The organism is Sphingomonas azotifigens NBRC 15497, assembly GCF_002091475.1.
Lineage (GTDB): Bacteria > Pseudomonadota > Alphaproteobacteria > Sphingomonadales > Sphingomonadaceae > Sphingomonas > Sphingomonas azotifigens.
Genome location: NZ_BCTR01000062.1, coordinates 16540 through 39596, shown reverse-complemented (window position 1 = coordinate 39596; position 23057 = coordinate 16540). Strand labels below are relative to the sequence as shown.

Here is a 23057-nt window from a genome sequence, read left to right as displayed (position 1 = left end):
CCGGTGCAGCCTTGAAATTCGCTCTTTCGCGAATTTCCAAACGGTCTCCGAGCGCTCTCACAGCTGGTTGGCGACTTCGACCAGATTCTCGTCGGGATCGTAGAAATAGACCGATCGGATCGGCTCCCGGGCGCCGGTCCTCTCGATCGGCCCTTCGATGATCGCCACGCCCTGCACGGCGAGATGCGCCATCACCGCCTCGATCGGCGTGCGGGTCAGCAGGCAGAAATCGCCGGCACCCCGTGTCGGGTGCCGCGTGTTCCGATCCACGCCCACGTGCAGCTGCTGGAGATTGATCTTCTGACTGCCGAAATGGAGCGCACCCCGTCCCTCGTCCACGCGCTGCGGCGTCATGCCGAGCACGCGGGCATAGAAGGCAAGGCTCGCCTCGACGTCGAGGACGGTGAGGACCAGATGATCGATGCAGTCGATCCTCACCTCGCCGACTCCGCGCTGCCGAAAATGCCCACCCATAGAAGGTAGGCGCCGACCAGCAGCGCACCCCACTGAAGCGCGCGCATGGTGGGAACGTAGCGAGGGTTCTGCATTGCGCGAACCACAGCGGCGGGGGATGCCAACATGCCGGCCCCTTCCAAGGCCCACCAAAGGCCCGTCCCCGTCACCAGGAGTTCGGTGGGATTGCCCCAGTGGCGATGAAACGAGACGATACTCGCGCCGACGAACAATGCGACCGCGCCGACGGCATGCATCGACGCCGGATGCCGGCAAAGGTCACGGGAGAAATCGGCAACCGCGGTGGGGAACCGCAGGAACCCCACCGCAGATACCAGCAGGTAGATGCCGAGCACCGGAGCCAGCACGAGCGTTTCGCGCGAGACCAGCGGCCCGACCAGGTCGACGGACATCAGCGGGCGATTTCGCCCGCGGCAAGCACCGCCAGCGTCACCAGCTCGCTGGCGGTCGCGGTCATCGGCGCGATCTGGACCGGCTTTTCCATGCCGATCAGCATCGGGCCGATCATCGAATCGCCGCCCAGCTCGCGCAGCAGCTTGGCCGAAATATTGGCCGATTGCAGGCCCGGCATGATCAGGATGTTGGCCGGGCCGGAGAGGCGCGCGAACGGATAGTTGGCGAGCAGCTTCGGGTTCAGCGCCACGTCCGGCGACATGTCGCCTTCATATTCGAACGACACGCCGCGCGCGTCGAGCACCTTCACCGCGTCGCGGATATTGTCGATCCATTTGCCCTCGGGATTGCCGAAGGTGGAGTAGCTGAGCAGCGCCACGCGCGGCTCATGCCCCATCCGCCGGGCGACCTGCACGGTGCGTTCGGCGATGTCGGCCAGTTCCTCGGCGCTCGGGCGCTCGTTCACCGTGGTGTCGGCGATGAACACGGTGTGCGACTGGCCGACCAGCACATGGATGCCGAACGGCGTGCGGCCTTCCACCGGATCGATCACGCGGCGCACCTGCCGCATCGTCTCGGCATAGGTGCGGGTGACGCCGGTGATCATCGCATCGGCATGGCCCATGCGGAGCAGCAGCGAGCCGAAGATGTTGCGGTCGCGGTTGACCATGCGCTCGCAATCGCGGTGGAGATAGCCGCGGCGCTGGAGGCGCTTGTACAGCGTTTCGACCATCTCCTCGACCAGCGGCGAATTGACGCTGTTGTGCAGTTCGAAATGATCGGGGTTGGCGCCGAGCGCGCGCAGCTGATCATGGACCGACTCGCGGCCGACCAGCACCGGGGTGCCATAGCCGCCTTCCTGGAAGGCGATCGCGGCGCGCAGCACCACTTCTTCCTCGCCCTCGGCGAAGATGACGCGCTTCGGCTGGGCGCGGGCGCCCTCATAGGCCATGCTGAGCACCGAGGTGGTCGGATTCATCCGCGCGCGCAGCTGCTGGCGATACGCCGTCATGTCGATGATCGGCCGCGTCGCCACACCCGAATCCATCGCCGCCTGCGCCACTGCCGAGGGGATGATCTCGATCAGCCGCGGGTCGAACGGCGTCGGGATGATATAGTCGGGTCCGAAGCTGTGCGAGGTGCCATAGGCGCTCGCCACTTCCTCGGGCACCTGCTGGCGGGCGAGTTCGGCCAGCGCGCGGGCAGCGGCGACCTTCATCGCGTCGTTGATGCCGGTCGCGCGAACGTCGAGCGCGCCGCGGAAGATGAACGGGAAGCACAGCACGTTGTTGACCTGGTTCGGATAGTCCGAACGGCCGGTGGCGATGATCACGTCCGGGCGCACGCGCTTAGCCTCGGGCGGGGTGATCTCGGGGTCCGGGTTGGCCATCGCGAAGATGATCGGCTTGGGCGCCATCTTCTCGAGCAGCTCGGCCGGCAGCGCGTTGGCCGCCGAGAGACCCAGGAACACGTCGGCGCCTTCCAGCGCCTCGGCCAGGGTGCGGCGATCGGTCCTGGCGGCATGCGCCGACTGCCACTGGTTCACGCCTTCGCGGCCCTGGTAGATCACGCCGGTGCGGTCGCACATCAGCAGATTGTCGTTGGGCAGGCCCATCGCCTTGATCAGCTCGGTGCAGGCGATCGCCGCGGCGCCGGCGCCGTTGACCACGATCTTGGTCGTCTTGATGTCGCGGCCGGTCAGGTACAGCGCGTTGATCAGGCCGGCGGCGGCGATGATCGCGGTGCCGTGCTGGTCGTCATGGAACACCGGAATGTTCATGCGTTCGCGCAGGGTCTGCTCGATCACGAAGCATTCGGGAGACTTGATATCTTCCAGGTTGATGCCGCCAAAGCTCGGCTCCATCAGTTCGACCGCGTCGATGAAGCGATCGACATCCTCGGTCTTCAGCTCGAGATCGATCGAGTCGACGTCGGCGAAGCGCTTGAACAGCACCGCCTTGCCTTCCATCACCGGCTTCGAGGCCAGTGCGCCGAGATTGCCCAGGCCCAGGATCGCGGTACCGTTCGAGATCACCGCGACCAGGTTGCCCTTGGCGGTGTAATCATAGGCGGTCGCAGGATTTTCGGAGATGGCGAGCACCGGCACCGCGACGCCGGGCGAATAGGCCAGCGCCAGGTCGCGCTGGGTCGCCATCGGCTTGGAGGCGACGATCTCGATCTTACCCGGGCGGCCCTCGGCGTGGTAGCGAAGTGCTTCGCGATCGGAAAACTGGACGTTGCTCTCTTCGGCCATCCGCTCGGCTCCTAATTCTCGGACTGTTTGCGCCCCTAAAGCAGCACGAAGCAGCGATTGCAAACCGCAGAAGGTGATTTCCGCGCTTTCCCCTACGTCCCGTATTTCGTCCGTTTAATAGGATGAATGGCGTACAATGTGCTGCTCCCGGAGCGCCAGATCGGCACCAGCCGCGCATCGCGCGGACCGGGCGGCAGCGTCACATCGATCAGCCAGAGATAGTCGACCCGGTCGAGCGGCAGCGTCGGCAGGCGCTGGGCAATGGTGTAGCGGTATCGGCCCGCCCCGGTGGTGCCGACGCAATCGGGGGGCGAGACGAGCTGCGACGGATCGGTGGCGAAGCCCGGCGGCGCATAGCGCGACTCCAGCAGATGGATCGATTTCACCGCCCAGTGCGCGTTGACCCAGGCATCGCGCTCCAGCGTGGCGAGGTTGGCAAGATGCGTCGTTCGCGGGTTGCGCCAGGCGCGCACGCCGCAATCGGCGAGGGTGAGGTTCAGCACCCGGCTGCCGCGCGCGACATGGTCGAGCGCCTGCAGCTCGCGGTGATAGCGCTGGCCATAGCCGATAAAGCTCGCCGTGGTGACGCCGAAGCGCAGCACCAGCAGCGCCATGCCCGCCGCCGCCACCCAGCCGCGCGGCCGGCGCTGCACGCGACTCCAGTCCTGCAGCGCCAGCGCCAGCATCATCGCATGCGCGATCAGCCGTGCATCGACATTGGCGGTGCCCGAAAGCTGGTAGGGCGCCGCGAGGAACAAGGCGAAGCTTGCCCACACCGCCAGCCTGCCGCCCCGCGCCAGCCGCGCGCCGCGTAGCCGGCCATAGAGTAGCACGGCAAAGGCGGCCCCCAAGCTCGCCAGGTCGAACGCCATGTTCTGGTCGCGCAGCATGTTGAACAGCGCATCGATCTTGCCGGGGAAATCCCAGACGGTCTTGCCGCCCCTGTCCCCGCCCGCCGAGAGCAGCACCGGCGCCGCGACGAACAGGAACGGCCAGAGCGTGGCCGCGAGCGTCGCAAGGCCGCGCGGCTGCCACCAGCGCCCGATACGCTCCGCTTCCCAAGCGGCGATCCAGAGCAGCAGCAGCGCCCCGCCCTCGCCATGCCCGAAGAACAGCGCCGGGGCGAACAGCGCAAAGACCAGCGCCCGCAGGACTTTGCGTCGCTCCAGCACCATCCACAGCGCCCAGCCGCACAGCGACAAGGCCGCGCTCAGGGCATAGTTGACAAAGCCCCACAGGAAGGAATCGTTGTAGACGAACAGCAGCGCGAAGGGCAGCGCCGCCGCGCCGCCCGGGTTCAGCCGCCGGGTGACCGCCAGCAGCCCCAGTACGGTCAGCGCCGGCACCGCCGCGCAGACCAGCCACATCGCCGCCACCGGCCCCAGCAACGGGTGCAGCGCCTGGACGATCAGGTCCGCACCCAGGTTGAGCGTCGGCCGCCAGGCGAAGACGAAATAGCGGTGGAGGATGCTGTCCGCCGGCGCCAGCTGCACCGCGAACCGCCCGATATGGCCGGGCACGTCGACCAGCGGCGGCACCCGCACGAACAGGAAGGGCAGGGTCGAGAGCAGCGACAGCAGCAGGATCCAGTGCCAGCGCAGCACAGCTGCCTTGCCCGCCTGCGCGGAAAAGAAGGTCATGGCCCCGCGCCTTATCCCCAGTTTCCACCAGCGTCACCCCATGGCGGCGGTTGTGCCGCCCCCCGCCCTTCCGGTAGCGAGGGCCGATGTCCTCTGCCGCCCCAACTCCGATGATGGCCCAGTATCTCGCGCTCAAGGAAGAGGCGGGAGATTGCCTGCTGTTCTACCGCATGGGCGATTTCTTCGAGCTGTTCTTCGACGACGCCAAGATCGCGAGCAGCGTGCTCGACATCGCGCTCACCTCGCGCGGCGAGCATGAGGGCGACAAGATCCCGATGTGCGGCGTGCCGGTGCACGCGATGGAGGCCTATCTCGCCCGGCTGATCAAGGCCGGCCACCGCGTCGCCATCGCCAACCAGACCGAGACGCCCGAGGAAGCCAAGAAGCGTGCGGGCTCCAAGGCGTTGGTGTCGCGCGCGATCATCCGCGTCGTCACCGCCGGCACGCTGACCGAGGAGGCGCTGCTCGACAGCCGTAGCGCCAATTGGTGCGCGGCGGTGGGCGAAGCGGGCGGCGGCGTCGCGATCGCCTGCGCCGACATCTCCACCGGCCGCTTCGAGTTGATCGAGACCGATGCGGCCCGGCTCGGCGCCGAGCTCGCCCGCCTCAATCCCGCCGAGACGATCGCCTGCGACGTGACCGACTTTGCCGAACTGGCGACCGCGCTCCGCCCCAAGCTCGACTTCGAGAGCACGGGCGGCGAGGCGCGGCTGAAGCGGCTGTTCGGCGTCGCGACGCTGGACGGCTTCGGCCAGTTCTCGCGCGCGGGCCTTGCGGCGGCGGGCGGGCTGGTCGCCTATCTCGAGCACACCGCCAAGGGCTCGCTGCCCTTCCTCCGCCCGCCGCGCGTCAGCCGCGCCGAGGCGGCGATGGCGATCGACGCCGCCACGCGCGAAAGCCTGGAGCTCACCGTCAGCGCCGCCGGAACGCGCAAGGGCAGCCTGCTCGACGCGGTCGACCGCACCGTCACCGGCGCGGGTGCCCGCCTGCTCGGCGCCGACATCGCCGCGCCGCTGATGGATCGCGCGATGATCGACGCGCGGCTCGATCTCGTCACGCTGTTCCACGACGATGCCGGTCTGCGCGAGAATATCCGCGCGACGCTCCGCGCCCTGCCCGATATCGGGCGGGCCCTCGGCCGCCTTGCTGCCGGGCGCGGCTCCCCCCGCGATCTCGGCCAGCTTCGCGACGGCCTGGACGGCGCCTGGCGCCTCGGCGAGCGGCTCGATCGCCTCGCCGACGCGCCGCCCCTGCTCCGCGAACTCGCGCCCCAGCTGCGCGGGCACGGCGCGCTGATCGACCTGCTGACCCGCGCGCTGGTGCCCGAACCGCCGGTCGACGCGGCGCATGGCGGCTATATCGCCGAGGGCTATGACGCCGCCCTCGACGATCTGCGCGATGCCGGCGCCGGCGGGCGCCGCGCCATCGCCGCGCTGGAGGGCGAGTATCGCGCCCGCACCGGCATTTCGGCGCTGAAGATCCGCCACAACGGCGTGCTCGGCTATCATATCGAGGTGCCCGCCCGCTCGGCCGACGCGCTGATGAAGCCAGACAGCGGCTTCACCCATCGCCAGACGCTGGCCGGCGTCGTCCGCTTCAATGCGCCCGAACTCCACGACGTGGCGGTGAAGGTGACCCAGGCCGGCGCCCATGCGCTCTCCGCCGAGGCCGCGCATCTGGAGGACCTCACCGGCGAGGCACTGGCCCGCCGCGAGCCGATCGCCGCCACCGCCGATGCCCTCGCCCGGATCGACGTTGCCGCCGGCCTCGCCGAACGCGCGGCCGAAGGCGGCTGGGCGCGCCCCGATCTGGTCGAGCATAGCTGCTTCGAGATCGAGGGCGGCCGCCACCCGGTGGTGGAAGCCGCGGTGGCCCGCGCCGGTGGCCGCTTCGTCGCCAATGACTGCCGGCTTTCCGAGGATTCGCGCCTGTGGCTGGTCACCGGCCCCAACATGGGCGGCAAGTCGACCTTCCTGCGCCAGAACGCGCTGATCGCGGTGCTGGCGCAGGCCGGCAGCTATGTCCCGGCCACCCGCGCGACGCTGGGGCTGGTCGACCGGCTGTTCAGCCGTGTCGGCGCCTCGGACAATCTCGCCCGCGGCCGCTCGACCTTCATGGTCGAGATGGTCGAGACCGCCGCGATCCTCGCCCAGGCCACCCCGCGCAGCTTCGTGATCCTCGACGAGGTCGGCCGCGGCACCTCCACCTATGACGGGCTCGCGATCGCCTGGGCAGTGGTGGAGGCAATCCACGAGGACAATCGCTGCCGCTGCCTGTTCGCGACCCATTATCACGAGCTCACCCGGCTGGCCGAACGCTGTGATGCCCTCACCCTCCACCATGTCCGAGCCCGCGAATGGAAGGGCGAACTGGTCCTGCTCCACGAGCTGGCCGAGGGCCCGGCGGACCGCAGCTACGGCATCGCCGTCGCCCGGCTCGCCGGCATGTCGCCTGCCACGGTCAAGCGCGCCAAGGCGGTGCTCGACAAGCTGGAAGCCGGCCGCGCCAAGACCGGCGGCCTCGCCGCGGGCCTCGACGACCTCCCCCTGTTCGCCGCCGCCGCGCATGCCGAGGAGGAAAAGGTCGACGCGCTGCGTCACGAACTGGAGTCGATCGACGTCGACGCGCTCAGCCCCCGCGAGGCGCTGGACGTGCTGTACCGGCTGAAGGGGCTGGCGAAAGAGGCTTAGGCGGCAGCCCGTTCAGTTCGCGCCTCGAGGAAGGTCACGGCATCCCGCGCCGCCAGCGGCCGCGAGAAAAGATAACCTTGGAACTCGTGGCAGCCGAATGCGCGCAGGAACAGTTGCTGCGTTTCGTCCTCGACGCCTTCCGCGGTGACGCCGATGCCCAGCGACTGGCCGATGCCCAGCACCGCCTGGATGATCGCCCGCGCGTCCTGCGAGCTGCCGAGTTCGCGGACGAAGCTCTGGTCGATCTTCACGCGATCGATCGCCAGCTTGTGGAGGTGCGCGAGGCTCGAATAGCCGGTGCCGAAATCGTCGAGCACCAGCTGCACGCCTGCCGCGCGCAGCCGCGCCAGCCGCGTCTCGACCAGCGCGTCGACCGCGAGCATGGCGCTTTCGGTCACTTCGAGCTGGAGCTGCCGGGGATGCATGCCATGGCGCGTCAGGATCGCGAGGATGTGGGTGTCGATGTCCGGGCTGCGCAGCTGGATCGGCGACAGGTTCACCGCCAGCGCGATATCGGGGAAGCGCGCCATCATCGCCGCCGCGCGATCGAGCACCCATTCGCCGAGCGGCACGATCAGGCCATTCGCTTCCGCGATCGGGATGAAGCTGGCCGGCGGGATCAGACCGCGCGTGGGATGGTGCCAGCGCACCAGTGCCTCCACGCCCACCACGCGGGTGCCGCTGGCATCGATCACTGGCTGATAGTGCACGTCGAGCTGGTCGCCCGCCGCCAGCGCCGCCCGCAGATCCGCCTTCAGCGTGCGGCGCGTGTGCACCTCTTCGGCCAGCGCTGCATCGAACAGGCAGAAGGCGTTGGCCGGCTGCTGCTTGGCCTCGTAGAGCGCAAACTCGGCGCGGCGATGCAGCTCCGCCGCGGTCACGCCCGGCTCGGCCCAGGCACAGCCGACGGAAAGGCCCAGCGTTACCGCGCCGGCAGGGCTGGCGAACGGCGCCTCTGCAAGTGCCAGGGCCTGGCGGCACGCATCGGCGGCGGCCGCTGCATCCGGGCAGTCGTCGATCAGCAGCGCGAAGGTATCGCCGCCGGTGCGCGCCGCCCGGTCCGGCTCGCGAGCAATACCCGCGAGCCGGTAGGCGAAACCCCGCAACAGGGCATCGCCGACGCAATCGCCGAACGCATCGTTGATGTCCTTGAACTGGTAGAGGTCGATCAGCAGCAGCGCGACGGGCGACGGCGACGGTGACGCCAGCAGCGCGCCGAGCTGCTCGTTGAGCCCGGTCCGATTGGGCAGCGTGGTAAGCGGATCATGCTGGGCTAGGTAGCGCGCCCGGGTTTCCGCGTCGCGCAGAGCGGTGACATCGGTGAGCACCGTCAGTACCAGCGGCTCGCCCTCGCATTCGATCCGCCGCCGCCGGGTGACGACGCTGCGCAGCGTACCGTCGTGGCCGACCACCACTTCTTCCGTCTCCAGATCCTCGCCGGTTGCGAACACCTGGGCATGCTCGGCGGTGAAACGCGCGAGCTGCTCCGGGGAAAGATAGCTCTCGTTCGGGGTGGACAGCCAATAGTCCCGATCGTTGCCGCACAGCGCGCAGAATGCGGCGTTCACATCGACGATGCGATCCGAGCGATCGATGACGAGGACGGGGGACGGCAGTGCCTCCAGCATCGTGCGGAAGCAGGTGTCCCGCGCGGCGGTCGCGTTTCCCTGATCATGCTGCCCCATCCGGCGCTCCGCTACGTATCCCTGGAGCGTCGCACTGTGCCTGCGCGACTCGCGCGCGGCCAAGTTGGGGCATGTCCATATCGCGGACGAAAGGTTTTGCTAACCATGCACGGGCGCGTCCCCGATGCGCGCGCGCCAAAATGAAAGAGGTCGCCGGGCCCCTATCCAGGGTACCCGACGACCCCCGACATGGTCAGCGGCCGGAGCGCTCCAGCCCGGGAGACCATGCGGGCCGCTTCGCTTGCAGCTGCCGGCGTTGATTGGAGGAGGATACCTCCCGCACGGCACCACGGATGGAGGGCTTCCATCCGCGCGGCAAGCTCAGCGGCGCGTCTCCCGAACGAACTGAACCGACCTCACTGCTGAACCATGAGACATCGGATCACCTCCTTTCGCTTGTTGAAGAGCCTGTGCCTCTCGACACACTTGACATGTAGGACATGCCTGAGTCGCAGAACAAGTCTTGTAAAAGATTTTTATCGGTGCGATTCTGGAAGTCTGGGCCGAACGGGTGCGTCGCGCACCTTATTTGCGGCAATCCTCCACCACCCGCAGGATCTCCGGCCAGGCCGGAATCACCAGCGTCGGCAGGCCACCGCCCTCTACCACGAACCGCCCGCGGCTGTAGCCGATCGCGTCGAGGAAGCTGTCGCTCGCCGCGAAGGTGATGGCGAGCATGCCGGGCGAGCGCGGATCCGGCGTGGCAGACAGCGCGCGCACCGCGCTGGTGGTGCGGAGGGTCAGCGTCGCAGGGGCGGTGCCGGCGCGCGAGAGCGTCACCTGCCGGGTGCCAAGGTCGCAGCGCAGCGTTGCGACCGGCGCGACACCGGCAGCGCCATAGCTCGCGCTTGCCGCGCGATAGCGCCAGTCCCCCGGGGTCAGCGGCCAGTCGCGCCAGTCGGCCCCGAGCACCGGGGCGGGCGGCGGCGCAGCGACCGGCACCGGTACGGGCCGTGGTGCGGGCGCAGGCGGCGGCGTGGACGGAGCGGGCACGCAGCCGGCAAGCGCGGCGAGGCCGACACCGGCGAACAGGGGAAGCAAACGCATGGCCGCGCTTATGGGCGACTGCGGCCGCCGTCTCAACCACCGCCGCTCGCACGCCCGCCGCGGCTTACCGCAGCCCGGCGCTTATTGCAGTGTCGCGGTGGTCCGGATCGCCTCGACCATCCCGGGCAGCCACGCTGCACCGTCGCGCAGCCGGAAGGTGTTGGCATAGGCCCAGGCGCAACTCTGCACGCCGATCGAGGCATAAGCGGATGAGACGGTGCCGTAGTAGAGGACACGCTGCGCCAGCGGGATACCGGGATCGTCATTGGCACCATATTCGCCGACGAACACCTGCCGGCCGGTTCGCTGCATGTAGCCGCGCACCGTCGCCAGATTGGCATCGAGCGCACGAAGATCGTCGGCACCCCCGAACGTCCGACCGAGCGGCGGCACCCTGCCGGGCGCTAGCCAGGTCGCGTTCTGGTGCGTGAAGTCGAACGGATCATAGGTGTGGATCGTCACCACCAGCCGTGGATCGTCGGGCAGTTGCAGCGTCGCGAGCGACGACACGCCGCTCCAGTTCTGCCCGCCGATGATCACCGGCCGCGTCGGGTTGGTTGCGCGCACCTGCGCCAGTGCGGGGGTGAGGATGGCCAGCAGGTTGCTGTCGTTGAGGGCGCCATTGGGTTCGTTCATCAGCTCGAACCACACGCTCGCCTCGGGTTCGTCGGCAAAGGCGGCGGCGATCTGCTTCCACAGCATCGCGAAGCGCTCGGCATGGGCGGCGGGCGCGGTGGCCATTTCCTCATAATGGTGCAGGTTGAGCAGCACGTTCAGCCCGGCGCCGCGGGCGGTATCCACAACGTGGCGGACGTGAGCGAGGAACGTCGCGTCGATCGTGTAAGGCGCGGCAGCCAGCGCATGGTTGGACCAGCGCACGGGCAGTCGAATCGTGTCGAACCCGGCCGACTTGATGATGGTGAAGTCGGCATCGACGATCGCGCGGCCCCAATCGCCTTCGTTGGGCGCCTCCAGATGGTTGCCCATGTTGACGCACTTGCCGATCGGGATGGCGGCGCCGGTGGTCGGGCGAAAGGCGGCAGCGGGTGTGTAGCCGGCGCTGGTCGCCGTCGGCGTGGGCGTAGGCGCCGGAGTGGGAGTCGGTGTCGGCGCCGGCGCCGGCGCGGAAACGGGCGGCGTTACCGTCCCCCCTGCGGAGCCTCCGCCGCCACAGGCGCACAGCGCCGCCATCGCAATGCCTGCCGCCATGCCGCGTGCGCGCATCCTACCCTCTCCCTCGCCGTTCCGGTATGCCCGGATCCGGAGGGAGGATCGCCCAACGAAGCGGCTAAATCAATTGCTTGCGGGAAAACTCAGGCGGCGAAGCGCGCTGCATAGATCGAGGGCCGGTATCGCGGCTCAGGAATTGGCACGCCGTTTGCCGCCGCCGCCTCCAGCCAACCGGCAATGGCTTCGCGAACATTGGCGAGGGCAACCTCGGGCGTGTCGCCATGGGTCGTGCAATAGCGCAGGTCGGGAACGTCGGCGATCCAGCACCCATCCTCGTCCGACCAGAGGAGATTGATGTTGTAATGCGGCTCGCTCATTCTTGCATACTCAATCCGAACTCGGCGACCATATCAAGAAACTGGCGCACCTGATAGCGCTTGGCGTCCTTGCCGTCCGGTTGAACGGTGAGGACGAAGGGCACCGCCGGATGCACATATTGGCGATGGCTGCCCTTGGTGCGATCTAGGGAGAAGCCGAACGCTTCAAGGAGGCGCTCGAAATCGCGGAACGGCAGCGTAGCTCGGGGGTCATTCAGCAGATGCGCGTACAACCTGGAAATGCGGACCATCGCTTCCTCGTGTGGCCATTTCAGACTGCCACACGTCTTCCTCGACGAACAGATCGCTGGTTACCGCCGTCAGAACTACCCCCGCCGCGGCCCGCCGAACTTCGTCTTGGTCTGCTTCCCGTACCGCGTCTTCCGCGTGCCCGGCTTGCCTTCGTTCGACCGCCCCATCACCGGCGCCTTGCGTTCGCTTTCGGGTAGCCCGAGTTCCTCCGCTTCCAGCGCGCGGATCTCGTCGCGCAAGCGGCCGGCTTCCTCGAACTCCAGGTTCGCGGCGGCGTCGCGCATCTTCTTCTCGAGCTCCTCGATATAGCCGCGCAGATTGTGACCGACCATGTGCGGGCGATCGGCATCGATCTCCACCGTCACACCGTCCTTCGAGGCGACATGCGCGATGATGTCGCCGATATTCTTCTTGACCGTTTCGGGCGTGATCCCGTGTTCGAGATTATACGCCATCTGCTTCTCGCGGCGGCGGCCGGTCTCGGCGAGCGCGCGTTCCATGCTGCCGGTCATGCGATCGGCATAGAGGATCACCCGCCCCTCGACGTTGCGCGCGGCGCGGCCGATCGTTTGGATCAGCGAGGTCTCGGAGCGCAGGAAGCCTTCCTTGTCGGCATCGAGGATCGCCACCAGCCCGCATTCGGGGATGTCGAGCCCCTCGCGCAGCAGGTTGATGCCGATCAGCACGTCGTAGACGCCCATCCGCAGGTCGCGGATCAGCTCGATGCGCTCCAGCGTCTCGGTGTCCGAGTGCATGTAGCGGACCTTGACGCCCGCCTCGTGCATGTACTCGGTCAGGTCCTCGGCCATGCGCTTGGTGAGCGTGGTCACCAGCGTGCGATAGCCCTTGGCCGCGGTCGCCTTGCACTCCTGGATCAGGTCCTGCACCTGCTCCTCTACGGGTCTGATCTCCACCGGCGGGTCGATCAGCCCGGTGGGGCGGATCACCTGCTCGACGAACACGCCGCCGGTGCGCTCCATCTCCCAGTCGCCGGGGGTGGCCGAGACATAGGTGGTCTGCGGCCGCATCGCGTCCCATTCGTTGAAGCGCAGCGGCCGGTTGTCGATCGCGCTGGGCAGGCGGAAGCCATATTCGGCCAGCGTCAATTTGCGCTTGTGGTCGCCGCGCGACATGCCGTTGATCTGGCCGATCGTCTGGTGGCTCTCGTCGACAAACAGCAGCGCGTTCTCCGGCAGATATTCGAACAGCGTGGGCGGCGGCTCGCCGGGCAGGCGACCGGTGAGGAAGCGGCTGTAATTCTCGATGCCTGCGCAAGAGCCGGTCGCCGCGATCATCTCCAGATCGAAATTGGTGCGCTGTTCCAGCCGCTGCAGCTCCAGCAGCTTCCCCTCGGCCTCCAGTTCCTTCAGCCGCTCGGTCAGCTCGTGGCGGATCGCCTCCATCGCCTGCTTCAGCGTCGGCCCGGGCGTCACATAGTGGCTGTTGGCATAGACGCGGACATAATCGAGGCTCGCCACCTTCTTGCCGGTGAGCGGATCGAACTCGACGATCTCCTCGATCTCGTCCCCGAAGAAGCTGATCCGCCAGGCGGTATCCTCATAGTGCGAGGGGAACAGCTCCAGATTGTCGCCGCGCACGCGGAAGGCGCCGCGCCCGAAGGCGGCATCGTTGCGCTTGTACTGGAGCGCGACCAGCTTGCGGATGATCTCGCGCTGGTCGACCACCTGGCCCTTCTTCAGGTCGAAGATCATCGCCGAATAGGTCTCGACCGAGCCGATACCATAGAGGCACGAGACCGAGGCGACGATGATCACGTCGTCGCGCTCCAGCAGCGATCGGGTCGCGGCATGGCGCATCCGGTCGATCGCCTCGTTGATCGAGCTTTCCTTCTCGATATAGGTGTCCGACCGCGGCACATAGGCCTCGGGCTGGTAGTAATCGTAATAGCTGACGAAATATTCGACCGCGTTCTCGGGGAAGAAGTTCTTGAACTCCCCATAGAGCTGCGCGGCGAGGATCTTGTTCGGCGCGAGGATCAACGCGGGGCGCTGCAGCTCCTCGATGACCTTGGCCATGGTGTAGGTCTTGCCCGATCCGGTGACGCCGAGCAGCACCTGGTCGCGCTCGCCCGCCCGCGCCTGCTCGACCAGCTCCGGAATCGCGAAGCGCTGGTCGCCAGAGGGCTGGTATTCGGAGACGAGCTTGAACTTCTTGCCGCCCTCCGCCTTTTCCGGGCGCTGCGGGCGGTGGGGGATGAACGCCTGCCCCGTCTCGGGCTCGGCAAGGTTGGTCCGGATCTGGATCGCCATGGCCGGAATATGGGGTGCTGGGCGCCGTCTGAAAAGCGGCGTTGCGATCAGGAACTTGGGCGATCAGGGTGTTGGGCGGTAGGCGATCCGCCACATCGCCAGCCCGATGCCGGCGGCGAGCAGCGTCACCGCCACCGCCTGCGCGAGCTTGAACGCGAGCCCGAGAAGCCAGCTGCGCGTATCGATGGGGGCCAGGCTGAACATGCCGACGCCGCTCTGCGCGCCGGCGAACAGGCCAAGCCCCAGCAACCCGGTCACCAGCGCCGCATAGCGGCCACGACGCAGCCCGATCGCATGCACGACCAGCCAGATCGGGCCGCCGACTGCCGCAAGCGCCATGCCGGCAAGCAGCGTGCCCACCGCCCAGCCCGCCAGCAGCGCCAGCGGCGCACGCTGCCCCGCCGCGATCAGCAGCATCAGGATCAGCAGCCCGCCCAGGCCGCTGCCGGTCGCCAGCGCCTTGCCAAGGCGCGCGCCGTTCGTTTCGAAATGGCGCTCCGCGCCGGTCGCGTCGTGCATGCTTCCCCGTCCCTGCCCCTTCTTAGGAACGGTTCCGAAGCGGCTCAACCTCAGCGGAACCGATCGAAGTGCCCCGCGGCACGGCATGCCGCGATGCCCTGGTCGTTCGGCGCGGGCGGCGGGGTGCCGATCGCCGGCACGTCGAAACTTTGCCCGAGCGGATGATCGACGAAGCGATCGGCACCCGCCCCGCCACAGCGCAGCATCGCCGCCAGCATGTCGGGCGGGGTGCGATAGGCTTCCCAGGAAAGGCGGAAGGTTCCCCAGTGGATCGGCAGCGCCCAGGGCCGGCCAAGCCCGTCCCACACCCGGATCGCGTCGCGCGGGCCGATATGCGCGTCCGCCGCCATCTGCCCCGGCTTGAAGCGGAACGCACCGACGGGAATCGCCGCGAAGCGCACCGGCCCCAGCGCCGCCGCCTCGGCCGGCCATTTGCCGTCGCCCCAGCCGGTGTCGCCCGCGAAGAACAGGTTGCCGCCGGGCAGCGTCACCACGAAGCTCGACCACAGCGCGCGATTGCGATCGGCAAACCAGCGGCTGCTCCAATGGTGGTTGCGGGTGACGACCACGTCGACACCGGGCTTGAGCGCCAGCCGCTGCCCCCAGTCGAGCCCGCGTGCCGGCACGCCCGCCTGCCCGATCACGCTGTCGTTGCCCAGGCCGGTGACGATCAGCGGCCGGTCGCGCTGCCACAGCGTCTTGAGCGTGGCGAGGTCGAGATGGTCGTAATGGTTGTGGCTGACCACGATCAGGTCGATCTTCGGCAGGTCCGCCAGCCGCACGCCGGGCACCGCGACGCGCCGCGGCCCGATGCCGAACGGCCCGGCGACGTCGCTCCACACCGGATCGGTGAGGATATTGAGGCCCTCCGTCTGGATCAGCACGCTGGCATGGCCGATCCAGGTGACCTTCATCGCCTGCCCGTCCACCCGCGCCGGCGGATGCCCTTGCGTGACGGGCACGCTCGCCGGCCAGGCCGGCTGCCGCGCGGCGCTCGTCGCACGGTGGGCGAGGAACAGGAAGGCGAGCGCCGGCGCCGGCGCGGTCTCGCCGTCGGGATTGGCGAAATGCGCGCCGTCGAAATGCCCGGTCTCCGGGCCGCGATAGTAGATGCGGTCGAGGAACGGCGGGACCAGCGTCATGAATAGGCACAGGGCCACCACGATCCAGAGCAGCGCGGCGATCAGCCAGCGCGCAAACGTCCTTGCCATCGCCATCCACCCTCTCTCGCAACCGCGCCGCTGCAGATCAAGCCTGTCCGGCCGGGCATTGACCTGCACATTTGTTGTGTATACACAACGAATCGAATGGCCGGAGCGATAGTTCCATGATCATCCACAATCGCATCGCGTTGTTCCGTGCCGAATCCGGCATGACTCGGCGCGCGCTGGCGGAAGCGGTGGCGGTGAACCCGCAGACCATCGGCTATCTCGAACGCGGCGACTACAAGCCCAGCCTCGAACTGGCGATGCGGATCGCCCGCGTGTTCGGCGTGCCGGTGGAACTGCTCTTTTCCTTCGACCCCTTCGAACCCGTGGCAGTTGCACTGCGCCGGGCGGGAGACGCGTGATGCGGTATGATTCGCGCAAATGGACGGGCGACAGACATGCGAGCCAGCGGCGCCGGCGCTCGACCCGTTGGGTGTTGGTCGCAGGCATCCTGATCGCCGCCGGATATGCCGTGGCACGCATGTTCCCGCTGGTGGCGCCCGATACGCTTTGGGGTTTCGAAGCCGGGGTGCTGTTCCCCGTCATCCTCGGTATCCGCATCTCGCCGTTCGGAAGGGACAGTTGGCTGACGCCGCGCGGTCTGTCCGTGTTCGACGAATGTGAGCGGGACATGCTGCAACGCGCCTCTAGCTACAGCTATCGGGTGGTGCTGGCACTGCTGGTGTGCGGCCTGGCCTGGCTTGCCTACGCCACCCGCTTCGGCGCTCCATCGCCAAGATCATGGCAGCAATGGGCGAGCCTCGCGGTCATCGTAACCTGCATCGGCGCAGCGCTGCCGGTGCTCTTCGCCGAATTCCTGGTGCCGCTGCCGCCGAAGGGCGACGTTGAGGAGGATCTATGAGGACCAACCGCTTCATCGTCACGCTGGACGACCTTTCCCGCCGCAGCGGCATTCCTTCGCTCGCCGAAGGCGCGCCGCGCCGCCGCCTGCTGCGCTGGACACCGGTGGTATCGCTGGCGCTAGCCCTTGCCGGACTGGGGATCGAGTTCCTCTCCACCGCGAGGCAGGCATATGTCGGCCACGCCCTGCTGACGTGCAGCTTCGTGATTGCCACCTTTTGTCCACTATTCGGCCCGCTGAAGCCTTGGGGCACCGTGGAATATGTCGACGAATGGGACCGCGATCTTCGCCGTCGCGCTTTCCTCGTCGGATTTGCGACCATGGGCTTCGCGGGACTGGCGCTGTTCTGGGGCATCAGCGCAGCCGCCGCGCTGGGCAGTTGGTCGGCGTCCGACATCAGCTTCCGCGCCATGGGCTGCGCCTTCTTCCTGATGACGCTCTACGGCGCCGCCCCCACCCTCTACGCCAGCTGGGCCACCCGCCCGCTCGACCCGGCCGAGGAGGAGGCTTGATCCGCCGCGCGTCCTTCCCCTAGCTGCGGGGCATGACGCTGCCCCGCACGCCCGAAGACGCCGCCGCCGAGCTGGAACGCCTCGCCGCCGAGATCGCGCACCATAACCGCCGCTATCACGACGCGGACGCGCCCGAGATCAGCGACGCGGAGTTCGACGCGCTGGTCCGCCGCAATGCCGCGCTCGAAGCCGCCTTCCCGGATCTCGTCCGCGCCGATTCGCCCTCGCGCCAGGTCGGCGCCACGCCCTCGGGCCCGCTGGCCAAGGTCGCGCATGCGCGGCCGATGTTCAGCCTCGACAACGGCTTTTCGGACGAGGACATCGCCGATTTCCTCGGCCGCGTCCGCCGCTTCCTGAAGCTGCCCGACGATGCTGCGATCGAGCTCACCGCCGAGCCCAAGATCGACGGCCTGTCCTGCTCGCTGCGCTACGAGAATGGCGACCTCGTCCAGGCGCTCACCCGCGGCGACGGCCGCATCGGCGAGGACGTGACCCCCAATGTCCGCACGATTCGAGACATCCCCCATCGCATCGAAGGCGCCCCGCCGGTCTGCGAGGTGCGCGGCGAAGTCTATATGGCCAAGGCCGATTTCGCCGCGCTCAATGCCCGGCTGCTGCTCGAAGCCGAGGAGACCGGCAAGGAGGCCCGCCAGTTCGCCAATCCGCGCAATGCCGCCGCCGGCTCGCTGCGCCAGAAGGACGCCGCCGTCACCGCGACGCGGCCGCTGCGCTTCCTCGCCTGGGGCTGGGGCGAACTGAGCGAACCGCTCGCCGACAAGCAATATGAGGCGATCGACCGGATTCGCGCCTGGGGCTTCCCGGTCTCCGACCTGTTCGTCCGCGCGCCCACGCTGCAAGACGCGCTCGCCCAGTACCGCGCGATCGAGACCCGCCGCGCCGACCTGCCGTTCGACATCGACGGCGTGGTCTACAAGGTCGACCGACTCGATTGGCAGGAGCGGCTGGGCACTGTCGGCCGCGCGCCGCGCTGGGGCCTCGCGCACAAATTCCCCGCCGAGCGCGCCCAGACCACGCTGCAGGCGATCGACATCCAGGTCGGCCGCACCGGCAAGCTTACCCCGGTCGCCCGGCTGGAGCCGGTGACGGTGGGCGGCGTCGTCGTCAGCAACGCGACGCTGCACAATGCCGACGAGATCGCGCGACTGGGGGTGCGTCCCGGCGACCGGGTGGTGCTCCAGCGCGCCGGCGACGTCATCCCGCAGATCGTCGAGAACCTGACGCGCGACGAGCCGCGCGCCGACTGGCACTTCCCCACCCACTGCCCGATCTGCCAGTCCGAAGCCGTCGCCGAGGAAGGCGAAGTCGATGTCCGCTGCACCGGCGGCCTGATCTGCCCGGCGCAGCGGCTGGAGCGCTTGAAGCATTTCGTCAGCCGCGGCGCGCTCGACATCGACGGGCTGGGCGAGAAGACGCTGATCGAACTGCTCGACCTGGGCTGGATTGCCGAGCCGGCCGATATCTTCCGCCTAGCGCAGCACAGCAAGGCGCTGCTCGGCCGCGAAGGCTGGCAGGAAAAGTCGGTCGACAGCCTGCTCGCCGCGATCGAGACGAAGCGCGCGCCCGATGCCGCCCGGCTGCTGTTCGGCCTCGGCATCCGTCATATCGGCGCGATCACCGCGCGCGACCTGCTCAAGCGCTATGTCACCCTGCCCGCGCTCGAGGCGCTGGCGGACGAGCTGATCGGCTTGCGCGAAGCGACTCAGCCGCAGCTCGGCGAGACGGAAGCGAAGCACCGCACCCGGCTCGACAAGGCGATCGCCGAGCGGATCGGCGTGGAGAATGTCGGCGCGGCCGTCGGCCATGCGCTGGCCGATTTCTTCCACGAGCCGCACAATCGCGCCGCCTGGCTCGATCTGCTCGGCGAAGTCGCGCCCCCGCCGTTCGTGGTGGAATCGCGCGACTCGGAAGTAACCGGCAAGACGCTCGTCTTCACCGGCACGCTGGAGGCGGTCAGCCGCGACGAGGCCAAGGCACAGGCCGAGCGGCTGGGCGCGCGGGTTTCGGGGTCGGTGTCCGCGAAGACGGATCTGGTGATCGCCGGGCCGGGCGCCGGGTCGAAGCTCAAAAAGGCAGCGGATCTCGGCATCCGGGTGATCAGCGAAGCGGATTGGCTAGAGATCGTAAACGCTTCGGAGTGATGTGTTTTTGCAACGCACCATCATCGAACATTAAGCTGGCGTTCATTGTCACAATTTCGCAAAGAAAGCCGAGCAGGGGGGCAGCCGGACAGATGGCGCGCGAAGTGCCACGACTGGTAGCCACAGGCTAAAAAAGGGAACTCTCGATGCGAATGCACTATCTTGCAAGCGTGGCTGCGGCCGCGCTGGTTGTTCCGGTTGCCGCGCACGCGCAGGAAACCACCTCGACGATCCGCGGCACCGTGACCGCCAATGGCGCGCCGATTGCGGACGCGACGCTGGTTGCCACGCACGTTCCCTCGGGCACGCGTTCGTCGACCAAGGCGGATTCGCAGGGCAATTTCACCTTCTCCGGTCTGCGCGCCGGCGGCCCCTACACCGTTGAAGTGACCAGCGCGTCGGGCAACAAGACGATCACCGACATCTTCACGCTCGCCGGCCAGCCGTTCGAGCTGCCGGTCGAAGTCGCCGACGCCAGCGGCGGCGCCGAGCTGGTTGTGACCGCGCGCTCGGTGAGCGGCGCCGGTTCGCGCGCCACCGGCCCGACCACCACGCTGACCGCGCAGGACATCTCGAAGGTCGCCTCGGTCAACCGCGACATTCGTGACCTGATGCGCCGCGATCCGTTCGCCACGCTCGACACCAGCTCGTCGACCGGCCGCCAGGTTTCGTTCGCCGGCCAGAACCCGCGCTTCAACCGCTTCACCATCGACGGCGTGCCGATCACCGACAGCTTCGGCCTGAACCCCGACGCGCTGCCCTCGCGCCGCGGTCCGGTGCCGCTCGACGCCATCGGCCAGTTCGAAACCAAGGTCGCGCCGTACGACATCCGCGAAGGCTTCTTCCAGGGCGGCGTCGTCAACGCGATCCTGAAGTCGGGTACCAACCAGTTCCACGGCACCGGCTTCTACACCTATAACAGCGACGACCTGACCGGCCATCGCACCAAGCCCTATGTGAAGAACACCGCCGGCCGCATCGTGCAGCCGAACTTCACCTCGAAGGACTTCGGCGCCGAACTGTCCGGCCCGATCATCAAGGACAAGCTGTTCTTCATGGTCGCCGCCGAGCGCGTCCGCGCCAGCCTGCCGATCACCTATGGCACGGTCGACGACAATGCCGGCAACCCGGTCACCGGGCTGACCTCGGCCACCGTCAAGGCCATCCAGGATCTCGCCCAGAGCAAGTACGGCTACAATGCCGGCGGCATCCTGCGGAACAATGGTGACAAGGACGACCGCGTCGTCGCCAAGATCGACGCCAACATCTCGGACACGCAGCGCCTCGCGCTCACCGGCATCTACACCAAGGACGAGCTGATCGTCCCGACGACCACCAGCACCACCTCGCTGGGCCTGGCGTCGAACGCCTATACCAAGCCGAACGAAACCTATGCCGGCGTCGCGCAGCTGAACTCGGAGTGGAGCAGCCAGTTCTCCACCGAAATTCGCGCGCTCTACAAGAAGTACAACAGCGGCCAGATCCCGCTGATGGGCCGCGCCGCGCAGTTCAGCATCTGCACCGCGCCGGTTTCGGATCGCAGCAACAACGGCACCAGCGTCACCACCAATGCCAGCACCGTGTGCCCGAGCAACACCCCGCAGGTCATCATCGGCCCGGGCGGTCCGAGCCAGTCGAACATCCTGAAGGTCGAGACCTGGGGCGGTTCGTTCCTCGGCCGTCTGCGCGCCGGTTCGCACACCTTCCGCATGCTGGCCGAATACCAGCACACGAAGAACTACAACCTCTTCGTGAACCCGTCGGCGGGCACCTATTACTTCGACTCGCTGCTCGACTTCGCCACTGGCAACGCCCAGTCGTTCAGCTACAACAACGCTGGCAGCCTCAACCCGAACGATGCGGCGGCGAAGTTCTCGTACGACACCTACACCTTCGGCCTGCAGGATAACTGGGCGGCAACGCCGGACCTGAACCTGACGATGGGCGTGCGCTACGATCTGTTCGGCGGCCACACCCGCCCGGCGGCCAACCCGGTCTTCTCGAACCGCTATGGCTTCTCGAACAGCAGCTTCGTCAGCGGTCGCGGTCTGCTCCAGCCGCGCTTCGGCTTCGACTATACGCCGGTCAACCACGTCTCCGTCCGCGGCGGCGTGGCGATCTTCGGCGGCGGTTCGCCGGACGTCTATATCGGCAACTCGTTCTCGAACACGGGCGTGCTCAACACCTCGATTTCGGCGCGTCAGACCGATGGCGGCATCTACCAGCTGAACAACATCACCAACGCGGCTGCGCAGTCGATCCTGCAGAACGTCAACATCAACACCATCCCGGCAGCGGCCAACACCGCGCTGCAGACCGCAGCAGCCGGCCTCACCTCGAACCCGAACACGCTGACCACGCTCAACGCGCTGGATCCCAACTTCAAGCTGCCGTCGCAGCTGCGCGCCACGCTGTCCGTCAACTATGATGGTCCGCTGGGTGCACTGGGCGAGGGCTGGAACTTCGGCGTCGACGGTCTGTACTCGAAGGTCCGCAACCAGGTGATCGTGACCGACATCCGCTCGCGGCAGAACGGCACCACCACGCCGGACGGCCGCCCGCGCTATGCGAGCATCATCACTGCGAACCCGACCGACACCAACGGCGACTATCTGCTGACCAACACCGACAAGGGCCGCAGCTGGGTGGGCGTGGTCCACTTCCGCAAGGACTTCGACTGGGGTCTCGGCATCGGCGGCAGCTACACCTATCAGTGGGTGAAGGATGCCGGCGGCCTGACCTCGTCGATCGCCTCGTCGATCTACAACAACGGCGCCTATTTCGATCCGAACTTCGGCGGCTATGGCCACTCGAACGACGAGGTCCGCAGCTCGTTCAAGTACAACGTGTCGTTCGACCACGCGTTCTTCGGCGACTACAAGACCCGGATCGACCTGTTCGGTGAAACCCGCAGCGGCTCGCCGTTCAGCTACACCTTCCAGGAAGCCAATGGCCGTGGCCAGGCGGGGAACGTGTTCGGTACCGTCGGCAACAACAACCGCTACCTGTTCTACGTGCCGCAGGTGAACGACACCCGTGTCGTCTATGCCGACCAGGCCACGCAGACGGCGGTGGAATCGCTGATCGCCTCGAGCGGGCTGAAGAACTATCGCGGCCAGATCGCGCCGCGTAACGCCTTCCGCTCGAAGTGGTTCACCAAGGTCGACCTGCACGTCGAGCAGGAAGTCCCGGCGTTCCTCGGCTCGCGGGTCTCGGTGTTCGCGGACATCGAGAACTTCACCAACCTTATCAACCCGCGCTGGGGCCAGCAGCTCCGCACCGCCTTCCCCTACTACAAGTCGGTGGTGCGGGTGGCCTGCGTGGCGAGCGGCACCAACCCGTGCGGCCAGTATCTCTACTCGCAGCCGACCTCGTCGCAGAACCTCGCGGACGATCTGATCACCACGAACGGTTCGTCGCTCTACGCGATCCGCGTCGGCGCCCGCTTCAGCTTCTAAGCGGCACGACAACCCTTCAAGAATGCCGGGCGCCCCAAGCGCCCGGCATTTTTTTTGCCCGCTCGCTGCCGCGATGATAAAGCCGCC

General features: G+C 67.6%; 18 protein-coding genes. 6 read left to right on the top strand and 12 right to left on the bottom strand.

Features of this window, described 5'->3' with window-relative positions; genetic code table 11:
- Positions 1–57 precede the first annotated feature (57 nt).
- The 4 genes from SAZ01S_RS18965 to SAZ01S_RS18950 all read right to left on the bottom strand — a co-directional run bounded on the left by SAZ01S_RS18965 (position 58) and on the right by SAZ01S_RS18950 (position 4761).
- On the bottom strand, positions 58–438 hold the full coding sequence (locus SAZ01S_RS18965; RefSeq protein WP_245825013.1) for a VOC family protein: 381 nt from the start codon (positions 436–438) through the stop codon (positions 58–60).
- Entirely contained in the window at positions 435–866 is a 432-nt protein-coding gene (locus SAZ01S_RS18960) for a hypothetical protein (protein ID WP_084583840.1), read from the bottom strand. The genes SAZ01S_RS18965 and SAZ01S_RS18960 overlap by 4 nt, the downstream gene beginning before the upstream one ends.
- Entirely contained in the window at positions 866–3121 is a 2256-nt protein-coding gene (locus tag SAZ01S_RS18955; protein ID WP_084583839.1) for an NADP-dependent malic enzyme, read from the bottom strand. The genes SAZ01S_RS18960 and SAZ01S_RS18955 overlap by 1 nt, the downstream gene beginning before the upstream one ends.
- A 92-nt stretch (positions 3122–3213) precedes the next feature.
- Positions 3214–4761, bottom strand: coding sequence for a hypothetical protein (locus SAZ01S_RS18950; RefSeq protein WP_084583838.1), 1548 nt, complete (start codon positions 4759–4761; stop codon positions 3214–3216).
- A gap of 110 nt (positions 4762–4871) precedes the next feature.
- On the opposite strand from SAZ01S_RS18950, the gene mutS reads away from it, so the two are divergent.
- Entirely contained in the window at positions 4872–7451 is a 2580-nt protein-coding gene (gene mutS / locus SAZ01S_RS18945) for a DNA mismatch repair protein MutS (RefSeq protein ID WP_084583837.1), read from the top strand.
- Here the strand turns inward: mutS and SAZ01S_RS18940 are convergent.
- From SAZ01S_RS18940 to SAZ01S_RS18905, 8 genes are all read right to left on the bottom strand, one after another.
- Positions 7448–9136 (bottom strand): putative bifunctional diguanylate cyclase/phosphodiesterase, encoded by a 1689-nt coding sequence (locus SAZ01S_RS18940; protein ID WP_084583836.1) that lies wholly within the window; start codon positions 9134–9136, stop codon positions 7448–7450. The genes mutS and SAZ01S_RS18940 overlap by 4 nt on opposite strands.
- 525 nt (positions 9137–9661) lie before the next feature.
- The gene (locus SAZ01S_RS18935; protein WP_084583835.1) at positions 9662–10183 is read right to left on the bottom strand and encodes a hypothetical protein; all 522 of its coding nucleotides are present in this window, start codon (positions 10181–10183) and stop codon (positions 9662–9664) included.
- 81 nt (positions 10184–10264) lie between these two features.
- Positions 10265–11407 (bottom strand): glycoside hydrolase family 5 protein, encoded by a 1143-nt coding sequence (locus SAZ01S_RS18930; RefSeq protein WP_245825011.1) that lies wholly within the window; start codon positions 11405–11407, stop codon positions 10265–10267.
- Positions 11408–11496: 89 nt separating this feature from the next.
- Entirely contained in the window at positions 11497–11730 is a 234-nt protein-coding gene (locus tag SAZ01S_RS18925; protein WP_084583833.1) for a type II toxin-antitoxin system HicB family antitoxin, read from the bottom strand.
- Positions 11727–11981: a type II toxin-antitoxin system HicA family toxin gene (locus SAZ01S_RS18920; protein WP_084583832.1), complete on the bottom strand. Its 255-nt coding sequence runs from the start codon at positions 11979–11981 to the stop codon at positions 11727–11729. Before SAZ01S_RS18920 ends, SAZ01S_RS18925 begins: the two co-directional genes overlap by 4 nt.
- A 75-nt stretch (positions 11982–12056) precedes the next feature.
- Complete coding sequence (gene uvrB, locus SAZ01S_RS18915) at positions 12057–14252, bottom strand: excinuclease ABC subunit UvrB (RefSeq protein ID WP_084583831.1); 2196 nt, start codon at positions 14250–14252, stop codon at positions 12057–12059.
- Between the two features lie 63 nt (positions 14253–14315).
- Entirely contained in the window at positions 14316–14771 is a 456-nt protein-coding gene (locus tag SAZ01S_RS18910; RefSeq protein WP_084583830.1) for a hypothetical protein, read from the bottom strand.
- Between the two features lie 50 nt (positions 14772–14821).
- Entirely contained in the window at positions 14822–15988 is a 1167-nt protein-coding gene (locus SAZ01S_RS18905; protein WP_084583829.1) for an MBL fold metallo-hydrolase, read from the bottom strand.
- Between the two features lie 110 nt (positions 15989–16098).
- Between SAZ01S_RS18905 and SAZ01S_RS18900 the strand changes: the two genes are divergently transcribed.
- From SAZ01S_RS18900 to SAZ01S_RS18880, 5 genes are all read left to right on the top strand, one after another.
- Entirely contained in the window at positions 16099–16341 is a 243-nt protein-coding gene (locus SAZ01S_RS18900) for a helix-turn-helix transcriptional regulator (protein ID WP_167693208.1), read from the top strand.
- Positions 16341–16841, top strand: a complete 501-nt coding sequence (locus SAZ01S_RS18895; protein WP_084583828.1) for a hypothetical protein — start codon at positions 16341–16343, stop codon at positions 16839–16841. Before SAZ01S_RS18900 ends, SAZ01S_RS18895 begins: the two co-directional genes overlap by 1 nt.
- Entirely contained in the window at positions 16838–17353 is a 516-nt protein-coding gene (locus SAZ01S_RS18890; RefSeq protein WP_084583827.1) for a hypothetical protein, read from the top strand. The genes SAZ01S_RS18895 and SAZ01S_RS18890 overlap by 4 nt, the downstream gene beginning before the upstream one ends.
- Positions 17354–17385: 32 nt before the next feature.
- Positions 17386–19512: an NAD-dependent DNA ligase LigA gene (gene ligA, locus SAZ01S_RS18885; protein WP_084583826.1), complete on the top strand. Its 2127-nt coding sequence runs from the start codon at positions 17386–17388 to the stop codon at positions 19510–19512.
- A gap of 146 nt (positions 19513–19658) precedes the next feature.
- The gene (locus SAZ01S_RS18880; RefSeq protein ID WP_084583825.1) at positions 19659–22970 is read left to right on the top strand and encodes a TonB-dependent receptor; all 3312 of its coding nucleotides are present in this window, start codon (positions 19659–19661) and stop codon (positions 22968–22970) included.
- Positions 22971–23057 lie beyond the last annotated feature (87 nt).